The sequence below is a fragment of the Kitasatospora sp. NPDC059571 genome, assembly GCF_042735675.1.
In the GTDB taxonomy this organism is placed as follows: domain Bacteria; phylum Actinomycetota; class Actinomycetes; order Streptomycetales; family Streptomycetaceae; genus Kitasatospora.
In genome coordinates this window covers 1-8,657 of the sequence record NZ_JBHWBW010000342.1, presented here as the reverse complement: position 1 = coordinate 8,657, position 8,657 = coordinate 1, and the positions used below count along the sequence as shown (strand labels likewise).

Sequence of the window (8,657 nt, the reverse complement as noted above, 5' to 3'; positions counted from 1 at the left end):
GCGGACGCGGCCGCCCGGCTGGACGCACAGGGCCGGACCGGCGACGCCCGGCTGGCGGGAGTACTCGCCGCCGCCCTGCACGGCCACCGCCGCCAGGACCTGGCACCGCGTCTGGCGGCCGCGGTCGGCATCCCGCTCGCCCGCCGGGTGGCCGACCTGGTCGGGCTCCACCCCGGGCTGCACCGGCCGTACCCGGACGACGAGCGGCGCACCGGTCTGGTCCGGCTCTCCGCCGCCGCCGACCTGGGCGTCCTGCACGCCGTGTCGGCCGCGGTGCTGGCCGGGCGGAGCGGCCGCGAGGCCGACGAAGCCCGCGGCCAGGTCGCCTGGTCGGCGCTGCACGCCGAGGACGCCGGTCTGCTCGGCACCGGTCCGGACGGGCCCCCGGCCGGCCTCGGCCGGCTCCGCGAGGGCCTGCGCGGGGCGCTCGGCGACCTGCCGCCGGAGACCGCGCTGCGCTGCTGGGCGCAGGCCCGGGAGGCGTACGCGCTGGGGCGGGTGGCGACCGCGGACGAGGCGGTGGCGGCCACCTGGCGGTGGCGGTCGGGCACGTTCCCGCACCTCGTCCAGTTGACCGGCCCGGCGGGCAGCGGGAAGAGCGGCTTCGCCGCCGGGCTGCCCGGCGTCACCGCCCGGATCGGCCTGGACGACCTGCGGGCGGCGCGCGGCGCCCGCGAGGACCAGCGGCACAACGGCGAGGTGCTGCGCACGGCGCTGGACCGGCTGGACGGCGCGCTGGCCCCGGGCGCCACCGTCGTCTGGGACGCCACCTCGCTCAACCGGCACCAGCGCTCGCTGGTGCTGGCGGTCGCCGTCCGCCGGGACGCCCTGGTCACCCAGGCCGTGCCACTGGTCGGCCCGGAAGAACTGGCCCGGCGCAACGCCGTACGGCCGCACCCCGTGCCCGCCGCCGTCCTCGCGGACCAGCTTCGGCGCTACGCCGCGCCGTACCCGGGCGAGGCGCACCGCACCTGGTACCTCGGCGCCGCCGGCACGGTCGACGACACCGCGGGGACGCTCGACGAGGAGGACGTGTGATGCGCACCAGCGAGGAGGTCTACCACCGGATCCGCTGGGACGGCCGGTTCGACGCCGCCCGGTTCGTGCTGGGGGTGCAGCAGCGCGGCGCCGAGCCGAAGCGCATCGCGCTGGACTCCTTCGTGCCGGGCGGCGACGTGCCGTGGCACCGGGTGCTCTACCTGGAGGCGGACGGCGTCCGGGTGTGGGACCGCGCCGCCGGGGTGGACCTCGTCGACTCCAGCGGGGCCGGCCTGACCGTCGCCGAACGCCGGCTGCACGCCCCCTTCTTCACCGCCCGGACGCCGCACGCGTGGCAGCCGTCCCACGACGCGTCCGGCACCGGCGGCTGGCGCCCGGCCGACCCCGGGAGCGGTGCGGTGCCCGCCCGCGGCGTGCGCGTGCTCACCTGGAACACCCTCTGGGACCGCTACGACGCCGATCGGATCGACACCGCCCGCCGCCGGCCGCTGCTGCTCGCCGCCCTGGCGGCCGCCGACGCCGACGTGATCGCCCTGCAGGAGGTCGAGACCGGGCTGCTGGAGCAGCTGCTGGACGCGTCCTGGGTGCGGGACGGCTACACGCTCGGCACCGACCCGGCGGGCCGGGACGTCGACGCCTGCGGGGTGCTGCTGCTCAGCCGGCTCCCCGTCCTGGAGGCCGGCCGCCACCTGCTCGGCCGGCACAAGGCCCTGACCGCGATCACCGTCCGTACCGCGGACGGCCCGCTCACCGTGGCCGCCACCCACCTCAGCAGCGACCACTCCGCGGACGGCCCGGCCCGGCGCCGGGCGGAACTCGCCCGGATCGCCGAGGGGCTGGCGGGTGTCCACGGGGAGCTGCTGCTGGTCGGCGACCTCAACGACGGCCGCGACGGTCCCCAGGGGCCGGCCGCCGTCCTCGGCCTGCGGGACGCCTGGACGCAGGTGCACGGCCCGGACGACCGGACCCCCACCTTCGACCCGGCCGCCAACCCGCTGGCGGCGGTCTCCTCGCTGACCGGCCGGGCCTCCCGGCTGGACCGGGTGCTGCTCCGCCCGGGCGGCGCGCTGCGGCCCGTGGGGGCAGCACTCCACGGCGACCGGCCGACGGCGGAAGGCCTGTTCGTGTCCGATCATTACGGTGTGGAGGTCGAACTGGCGGCGGGCGGCGCCGAGCCCGGCGGCGTCTTCGACGTCGCCCCGACGGCCCGGACGGCGCTGGCCTGGCTGCCGCCCGACGAGCTGTGGCCGCCGATCCAGGAGATCCGGCTGGCCCACGACCCACAGATCCACCGCTGGCCGCCGCACGTCAACGTGCTCTTCGGCTTCGTCCCCGAGGCGGACTTCGAACGGGCCGCGCCGCTGCTCGCGGAGGCCGCGGCCGAGGTCGCCCCGTTCACCGCCCGGCTGGCCGGGGTGCAGTCCTTCCGGCACCGGGACGACTCCACCGTCTGGCTCGACCCGGCGGCGGGCGGCGCCGAGCCGTGGACGGCGCTGTACCGGGCGCTGCTCCGGCGGTTCCCGCGCTGCCGCGGGCGGTCCGAGGGGTTCACCCCGCACCTCAGTCTCGGCCGGGCCCGCCGGCCGCAGCAGGTCGCCGCCGACAGCGCCGCGCGTCTGCCGGGCATGACGGCGGAGGTCGGCGAGCTCGTGCTGCTGTCGCGGCGCGGCGGCGAGCCGATGCGGCCCCGGGCCGTGGTGTCGCTCGGTGGCGGCGCGGTCCGGCTGCTGCCGGAGGAGCCGCCGACCGGTCCGTCCGCCGATCCGGCGCAGGCCGCCGGCCTCGACGCGGCGGCCGTCCGCACCGCCCGGCAGGTCGCCGCCGCCCTGCCCGAGGGCGCCGTCCACGTGGTGGGTTCCCGGCGGACGGGCTGCGCCCTGCCCGGGGCCGATCTGGACCTGGTCGCCGCGCTGCCGGGCGAGGCGGACCGGGCGGAGGTCGCGGCGCGGATCGCGGCCGCCGTGCCCGGCGCCGACCGGATCCGGCAGGTGACCGGCGCCCGGGTGCCGGGGCTGCGCTTCACGGTCGACGGCCCGGACGGCGCCCGCCTCGCCGTGGATCTCGTCCTGGTGTCCACCGGGGCGGTCGACCCATCGCAGGCGGTGGCCCGGCGCAGCGCGCTCGGCGAGGCCGCCGCCGTCGCGCTCAGCGCGGTCTCCGACGCCGACGCGCTGCTCGCCGAGGCCGGCGAGCACCGTGCCGCGTTCGCCCGGCTCGCCCGCGAGGTGAAGGCCTGGGCGGCGGCCCGCGGCCTGGACTCCGCGCCGTTCGGGCAGCTCCCCGGTCTGGCCTGGACGGTGCTCGCGGCCCGTACCGCCGCCGCGGCCCCGCAGCTGTCGCCGGACGGGCTGCTCCGGCATTTCTTCGGCACCTGGGCGGCCTGGGACTGGCGCGAGCCGGTCGGTCCGCCGGAGGCGGGCGCCCTGCCGGTGGGCGGCGCGGTGGCCGTCAGCACACCGAGCGCCCCGGTGCGGTCGTGCACCGCGCAGGTCTCGGCCGACGGCCGCGACCTGCTGATCCAGGAGCTGTACCGCGCCTGGGAGATCACCGAGGCGGCGGCGGAGGCGGGCACCGATCCGCGGCCCGACCTGCTGTCGCCGCCGCCGCTGCACCGCCGGCACGCGGCCTGGGTGGTCGTCGGCGTTCCCGCCGCCGACGGGCCGGAGGACGCCGTCGGCGCGGTCCGCGGCCGGATGCGGGCCCTGCTGACGGCGCTGGAGGAGGCCGGCGCGTCCGGCCTGCACGCCTGGCCGCGGCCGTTCGGCGCGGGCGGGGCGGACGGGGCGGCGCTCTCGTTCGCCGTCGGACTCGGTCCCGACCCGCTCGGGCCGGATGCGGTGGCCGCCGTCGCCGAGCGCTGGCGCCGCGGCCTGCCCGCGGGCGTCGAGGTCCGCCGGGTGGCGGGCGGCGAGGTGCCGACGCTGCGCTGACGGTCCGCACCCGGTCGGCGGCGGCCGGGCCGCGCGACCGGCGACCGGCAACCGGTGACGGGTGACGGGTGGTCAGGACGTGCCGGGCGGGTGGGGGCGCTCGCGGCCGCGGTCGGCTTCGTCCCGGTCGGCGCGTCCGCGCGGGCCCGGGAGGTGCACACGTCCTAGGCTCGGCCCGTGGGACAGCCCGAGCAGCACGCCGAAGGGGCCGGACCGTTCACCACCCGGCTCAGCTGGCGGCTGCCCGAGGGCGGGACGGCGGTCTGGGAGTCGCGGGCGGCGCGGCGGCGAGGGGTGCTCGCCGTCCGGCCGCGGGAGGGCGGGCCGGCCCGGCACCGGCGCGCGGACGACGTGGCGGTCGGCCGGCTGCGCCGGCTCAACCTGATCGCCTCGGTGGCGTTCGTCATCGGCGGCGCGTTGTTCGCGGCCGGTGCGGCGGTCGCCCAGTTCGGGTCGGGCGATGCGACCACCAGCGCCTCGATCTACTTCGCCGGCGGCCTGTTCTTCACCACCGGCGGCTACACCTCGCTGCTCCAGGTGGTGAACGCGCCCCGCCATGTCGGCGGCACCGGGGCACTGGTCACCGCGCCCTGGCGGTGGTGGCGCTACGAGCCGATGCGCGTCGACTGGCTGGGCGCCTTCGTGCTGTTCACCGGCACCCTGGTGTTCGGGATCGACCTGCTGGACTCGTTCCTCCAGGGGCTGAGCGTGCAGCAGGTCAACCGGCTGATCTGGGCACCGGACGTGGTCGGCTGCGTGCTGTTCCTGGTGTCCGGGCACCTCGGGTTCGTGGAGCTGTGCCACCGCAGCCTGCCCTGTCTGCGGACGCGGAGCCTGGGGTGGTGGATCGTCGCGGTGAACCAGTTCGGGTCGGCGCTGTTCATGGTGTCGGCCCTGGCCGCGTTCACCCGTCCGGCCACCGGGAGCCTCGTGAACGCGGACATCGCCAACTGGGGCACGCTCCTCGGCGCGTTGTGCTTCTCGGTCGGCGGCGTTCTCCAGGCGTTCGAGCGTGCGTAACCCGCACGTCACCGACGCGGACGGAGCGGGCGGCGAGCGGCGGTACGTCGAGGGGCGGCGGGCGGCAGGGCCGGTGATGATGGCCGCGTCCGCCGTAAGCGACTGCCGGCTGTTCTGGAGACCGTCATGCCCCGTCGGGCCCTTCGCCATGCCCGCCCACTGACCGCTGCCGCCGCCGTGCTCACCGCACTGGCCTCGCTCGCGGCCTGCGGTTCCGACAACCCCCCGTCCGCCTCCTCCTCGGGGAACGCCACCGGCTCCCCGATCGCCTGCAACGGATCCGGGCAGCTGCTCGGCGCCGGGTCGACCGCGCAGGCCAATGCCATCGACATCTGGAAGTCCGTGTTCGGCTCCGCCTGTCCCTCGATCACCGTCACCTACGGCGGCGGCGGGTCCGGCGCGGGCGTCCAGCAGTTCAACCAGGGCAAGGTGGCCTTCGCGGGTTCCGACGCCCCGCTCAAGCCCGCCGAGGTGGAGGCCTCCAAGCAGGTCTGCACCGGGGGCGCCGGCATCGATCTGCCCATGGTGGCCGGCCTGATCTCGATCTCGTACAACGTGGACGGCGTCGACAGGCTCGTCCTCGACGGCCCGACCGTCGCCGAGATCTTCAACGGCCGGATCACCACCTGGAACGACCCGGCGATCGCCGCCCTCAACCCGGGCGTCACCCTCCCGAGCGCCCCGATCCAGGCCGTCCACCGCTCCGACGACTCGGGCACCACCGCCAACCTGACGGCCTACCTCGCCGCCACGTCCAACGGGGCCTGGCCGTACGCACCGGGCAAGACCTGGCCGGCCAAGAGCGGCCAGTCGGCCAACGGCAGCGCCGGCGTGGCCGCCCAGGTCAAGCAGGTCAAGAACTCGATCGGCTACATCGAGCTCTCGTACGCCCAGACCAACGGCCTGAGGAGTGCTGCGATCAGCACGGGTGCGCCGTCCCCGGTCGATGCCACGGCGGCCAACGCCGCCACCACCTTCGCCCATGCCGCGATCCCCGGGACGGAGAGCGACCTCGCCCTGACCCTCGACTACGCCACCAAGGAGCCCGGCGCGTACCCGATCGTCCTCGTCACCTACGAGATCGTCTGCGACAAGGGCAACAAGGCGGCGACGCTGGACGCCCTCAAGTCCTTCCTCACCTACACCATCAGCTCCCCCGCCCAGCAGGCCATCGGCGCCAAGGGCTACGTCCCGCTGCCGCAGGAGGTCACCTCCCGGGTCCAGGCGGTGATCCCGACCCTCTCCTGAGCAGCACCCCGCCGATGTTCCGGGGCCGGCCGCGACGCGACCCGCGCGGCCGGCCCTGGCATCATCGGAAGCAGCGGCGGCGGCCCGCCCAGCGGGGCACCGCCGGCAGCCCGGACGAGCCCGCGCGGCCCGCCCGGACGACAGCAGCATCCGCCGGGACGCCGCCCCCACCGCCGTTCGCACCGGGGCCGCCCACCGAGCCGCCGGACCTCCCCGCGGCCGTCCGCACCGCCCGCCCCTCGGACCGCCCCTCACCCGTTCGGCCGATCCCGGACGGCGGGCTCGGGCGCGGAACGATCGCCCGCCCGCCGCGTCAGGAGGCACCCGTGCAGTCGGAGGCGCAGGCCATCCAGGTGGCCCAGCAGACCCAGGAGCCGATGCCGCCGGGGGTGGCCGCACGGGCCGCCGCGACCGCGGAGCCCACCGAGGAGAGCCCGCCGAAGCCCGACGAGGTGCCGGACGAGCCGGAGGACCCGCAGGCGCGGGCGGCCCGGGAGGCGGCCGAGCAGCGGGAGGCCGCGGCCCGGCAGGAGGCGGCGGCGCTGCGAACGGCGCAGCTGCGCCTCCACCGGCGCTTCGACGGCGGTGCCGGACCCGCCGCGGTGGACCGGGCGCTGGAGACGGCGGTCCGCCGCTTCGACGGCAGCCGGATCCGCACGTTCATCCCGATCCTCGCCGAGCGGCTGGCCGCCGAGGACCTCGCCACCGCCGGCGGCACCCCCTTCGCGGACCCGCCCGCCCCGGGCCCGACACCACCGGAGCGGTAGGGACGCGGCGGCAGGGCCCGAAGGGGTCGGGCGCGGGGGCGCCGCGCCAGGATGGGCGCATGGCACCCGAGGACGGCTATCTGCTCGACAACCGGCAGCGCGAGGCGGGCCGGCGCTTCGACGCGCTCGCCGAGCTCTTCGACCCGTGGACGCTCGACCACCTCGACCGGCTGGGGCCCGCCGCCGGGTGGCGCTGCTGGGAGGTGGGGGCCGGCGGTCCCTCGGTCCCCGCCGCGCTCGCCGCGCGGGTCGGGCCGACCGGGCACGTCCTGGCGACGGACATCGACACCTCCTGGCTGGCCGGGGAGCCGCTCGGCGGCGTCGAGGTGCGCCGGCACGACGTCACCCGGGACGAGCCGCCGGCGGGCGGGTTCGACCTGGTGCACGCACGGCTGGTGCTGGTGCACCTGCCGGACCGGGCCGAGGCGCTGCGGCGGATGGCCGCGGCGCTGGCGCCCGGCGGGCTGCTGGTCGTCGAGGACGCCGATCCGGCGCTGCAGCCGCTCGCGTGCCCCGACGAGCGGGGCCCGGCCGAGGAGCTGGCCAACCGGATCCGCCGCGGCTTCCGGGCGCTGCTGGCCGGCCGGGGCGCGGACCTCGCCTTCGGCCGGACGCTGCCCGCGCTGCTGCGCGGGGCGGGGCTGGCCGACGTCCGGGCCGAGGGCTACTTCCCGGTCACCTCTGCGGCCTGCCGGGAGCTGGAGGCCGCGACCGTGCGCCAGCTGCGGGAGCAGCTGGTGGCGGGCGGCCTGGCCACCGCCGAGGAGATCGAGCAGCACCTCGCCCATCTGCGCGAGCGCGACCTGGACGTCACCACCGCCCCGCTGATCACCTGCTGGGGGCGCCGCCCGCGGTGAGGGCGGCCCGCGACCCTGGGCGGCCGGACGTCACCCGCACCCCCGCGGCCCGCGATCGCTCCCCTGCGACGGCCGCGCGGGCTGGCATGTCGTCACCGAGCCCGCACCCCGCCGGACATGGCGGCTCCGGGCGCCCGGCCGGCCCGGCCGTCCGCTCACCCTTCGTGACCGAACCAGGCTGCCGGGTTGCCGCTCATCGGGAGCCGGACGAGGGTGGTCGCCGGGTGCCCGCCCCGCCTCGGGACGACGGGCCCCGCCCCCCACGCACCGGGACACGCGTGTCCACCGGGACCGCGTGCCGGCCGATCGAAGGGACCTCCCCATGCGTGTTGCCCCGACGCTCCGCGCTGCCGCTGTGGCCGCGCTCCTCACCGCCGGAGCCATGTCCGCCGCCACCGCACCGGCTGCCGCGGCGGACAGCACCCTGACCGTCGTCGGCGCCGTGATCGTCGCCCAGGACCCCGACAGCATCGATGTGACGGTGTCCCTGACCTGCACCGAGGGCGACCCGGCCCACCTGTTCATCGCCGCCCTGCAGTCCACCGAGGACAGCGCGGCGGCGGCCGGGCCTTCGGTCACCAAGTTCGTCTGCACCGGCACCGCCCAGCAGATGACCGTCCGGCTGACCTCCGACATCGCGGGCAACTCCTGGAAGGCCGGACCGGTCGGCCTGGAGGCCATGCTCGCCGCCACGGACGTCGTCGAGACCCGCGCCATGCCGGTGCTCGCCTGACGGACCGTCGGGCCGTGCCGAATGCGGTGACCGCGGAACGGGGGGGGGGGGGGGGCGCCCCCCCCCGCGCGGCGCCCGCGCCGCGCCCCCCCCCCCCCCCCCC

Annotated in this window: 7 protein-coding genes; all 7 read left to right on the top strand. The window is 77.7% G+C overall.

All coding sequences use genetic code 11. The features are described 5' to 3' along the window. Positions 1-1,038: AAA family ATPase (locus ACFV0G_RS28735; RefSeq protein WP_380554213.1), on the top strand; the 1,038-nt coding region annotated here is incomplete at its 5' end. Further along, a complete protein-coding gene (locus tag ACFV0G_RS28730; protein WP_380554210.1) occupies positions 1,038-3,929 on the top strand; it encodes a poly(A) polymerase in 2,892 nt (963 codons plus the stop codon). The genes ACFV0G_RS28735 and ACFV0G_RS28730, both read left to right, overlap by 1 nt. Positions 3,930-4,106: 177 nt before the next feature. Next, positions 4,107-4,949 carry a hypothetical protein gene (locus ACFV0G_RS28725; RefSeq protein ID WP_380554207.1) on the top strand — a complete coding sequence of 281 codons (843 nt, stop codon included), beginning with the start codon at positions 4,107-4,109 and terminating at the stop codon, positions 4,947-4,949. A gap of 126 nt (positions 4,950-5,075) precedes the next feature. Next, complete coding sequence (pstS, locus tag ACFV0G_RS28720; RefSeq protein ID WP_380554204.1) at positions 5,076-6,197, top strand: phosphate ABC transporter substrate-binding protein PstS; 1,122 nt, start codon at positions 5,076-5,078, stop codon at positions 6,195-6,197. 326 nt (positions 6,198-6,523) lie between these two features. Further along, positions 6,524-6,964, top strand: coding sequence for a three-helix bundle dimerization domain-containing protein (locus tag ACFV0G_RS28715; RefSeq protein ID WP_380554201.1), 441 nt, complete (start codon positions 6,524-6,526; stop codon positions 6,962-6,964). A gap of 59 nt (positions 6,965-7,023) precedes the next feature. Next, positions 7,024-7,821: a methyltransferase domain-containing protein gene (locus tag ACFV0G_RS28710; protein ID WP_380554198.1), complete on the top strand. Its 798-nt coding sequence runs from the start codon at positions 7,024-7,026 to the stop codon at positions 7,819-7,821. A 322-nt stretch (positions 7,822-8,143) separates the two neighbouring features. Beyond that, the gene (locus ACFV0G_RS28705) at positions 8,144-8,554 is read left to right on the top strand and encodes a hypothetical protein (RefSeq protein ID WP_380554195.1); all 411 of its coding nucleotides are present in this window, start codon (positions 8,144-8,146) and stop codon (positions 8,552-8,554) included. The last annotated feature ends 103 nt before the right edge of the window (positions 8,555-8,657 follow it).

What these genes read in the sequence shown, in the direction of transcription:
- ACFV0G_RS28730 (WP_380554210.1), top strand. Translation starts at nt 1,038, where the DNA reads ATGCGCACCAGCGAGGAGGTCTACCACCGGATCCGCTGGGACGGCCGG.
- pstS (WP_380554204.1), top strand. Translation starts at nt 5,076, where the DNA reads ATGCCCCGTCGGGCCCTTCGCCATGCCCGCCCACTGACCGCTGCCGCC.
- ACFV0G_RS28710 (WP_380554198.1), top strand. Translation starts at nt 7,024, where the DNA reads ATGGCACCCGAGGACGGCTATCTGCTCGACAACCGGCAGCGCGAGGCG.
- ACFV0G_RS28705 (WP_380554195.1), top strand. Translation starts at nt 8,144, where the DNA reads ATGCGTGTTGCCCCGACGCTCCGCGCTGCCGCTGTGGCCGCGCTCCTC.